General features: G+C 71.6%; 2 protein-coding genes and 1 pseudogene. All 3 read left to right on the forward strand.

What is annotated here, in order from left to right; all coding sequences use genetic code 11:
• Nucleotides 1-356: pseudogene (locus D0D15_RS35675) on the forward strand (flavoprotein); the annotation flags it as partial.
• Nucleotides 353-1,552 (forward strand): MFS transporter, encoded by a 1,200-nt coding sequence (locus D0D15_RS35680; protein WP_198958105.1) that lies wholly within the window; start codon nt 353-355, stop codon nt 1,550-1,552. The pseudogene D0D15_RS35675 and the gene D0D15_RS35680, both read left to right, overlap by 4 nt.
• 41 nt (nt 1,553-1,593) lie before the next feature.
• A partial coding sequence (locus tag D0D15_RS35685) for an NAD(P)-binding protein (RefSeq protein WP_115945103.1) occupies nt 1,594-1,735 on the forward strand: 142 nt, incomplete at its 3' end.

Raw genomic sequence — 1,735 nt, forward strand, 5'->3', positions numbered from 1 at the left:
CGCTCGCGCCGCTGATCGACCCGAACGTGCACTCCTGCGGCACCGTCTACCCGCACGGCGCGAAGGAACTCGCGCACCCGGAGCCGAACGTGTACCTGGCCGGGATGAAGAGCTACGGCCGCGCCCCCACGTTCCTCGCCATGACCGGCTACGAGCAGGTCCGCTCCATCGCCGCCGCACTGGCCGGGGACCACGAGGCCGCCGGACGGGTGGAGCTGGTCCTGGCCGAGACCGGCGTCTGCGGCGGGGCCGGCTTGTTCGACGAGCCCGCTGCCGACGCCTCTTCGGGCGGATGCTGCGGTGGTTCGGCCGACCCGGAGCTGATCTCGCTGTCCGCCCCCTCGACGGACCGGTGACGGTCAGTGCCTCCGCGCAGTCCGGTTTCCTGTCGAGGGCCGCGCTGCGCCGGGTCATGGTGACGTTGTGCGTCACCGAGATCACCAGCTGGGGCGTGCTCTACTACGCCTTCCCCGTGCTGGCCACCGACATCGCGAAGGCGACTGGGTGGTCACCGACGTGGATCACGGCCGGTTTCTCCGCGGGGCAGCTGGTCGCGGCCCTTGCCGGCATTCCGGTGGGGCGGTGGCTGGACCGGTACGGGCCGCGGTGGCTGATGACCGGTGGCTCGATCCTCGCGGTGCCCGCGGTGGTGGCGATCGCAACTGCGCAGAACCTCGCCTGGTTCATCGCGGCGTGGCTGCTCGCCGGGGCCGCGATGGGCGCGACGCTGTACCCGCCGGCATTCGCCGCGCTGACCCGCTGGTACGGGCCGCGCCGGGTAGGCGCGCTGACCGTGCTCACCCTGGCGGCCGGCCTCGCGTCGACGGTGTTCGCCCCGCTGACCGCCGCGCTGGCCTCCCACCTGGACTGGCGGCAGACCTACCTCGTCCTCGCCGCCATCCTGGCGGTGATCACCATTCCGGGCCACGCGTGGGGGTTGCGGGGGCACTGGCCCGATCCCGAGCCGCACGAGGGCCCCGCGCACGCCGATCCCGGACGTATCGCGCGGAGCCGTGCGTTCGTGGCGCTGGTGGTGGCCTTGAGCTTGTCGGCGTTCGCCGCGTTCGCGGTGGTGATCAACCTGGTGCCGTTGCTCACCGAACGTGGGCTGAGTCCCGGTGCCGCCGCGGTCGCGCTCGGTCTCGGCGGGGCCGGGCAGGTGCTGGGCCGCCTCGGCTACACCACCTTCACCCGGCACACCAGCGTCCGGGTCCGCACCGCGATCATTCTCACCGCGGTGGCGGCCACGACCGGTGTGCTGGGTCTGCTGACCACCGCGCCCGCACTCGTTATCGCCGCGGTGGTCGCGAGCATGGCTCGTGGTGTGTTCACCCTCTTGCAGGCCACGGCCATCACCGACCGGTGGGGAGCGGTCCACTATGGACGACTCACCGGGTTGTTGTCCGCGCCGCTGACGATCACCATGTCGCTCGCGCCGTGGGCGGGCGCCGCAATCGCCGACGGGCTTGGCGGCTACTCGCACACCTTCCTCGTGCTGGCCCTGGTCGCCGTCGCGGCAGTGGTGGCCTCCCTGGTCAGCGTCCCCCGGTAGCCGATCTTCTGAACTCGTCGTATTGAAAGGGTTTCTTTGTCATGCCTGATGCCATTGTGATCGGCGGCGGTCAAGCCGGTCTCGCCGCCGTCCACGCCCTCAAGGTCCGCGGGCTGGAGCCGGTCCTGCTGGAGGCCGGCGACGAGCCGGTCGGATCGTGGCCGCACTACTACGACAGCCTCC

Origin of the sequence: Amycolatopsis thermalba (assembly GCF_003385215.1) — a bacterium.
In the GTDB taxonomy this organism is placed as follows: domain Bacteria; phylum Actinomycetota; class Actinomycetes; order Mycobacteriales; family Pseudonocardiaceae; genus Amycolatopsis_E; species Amycolatopsis_E thermalba.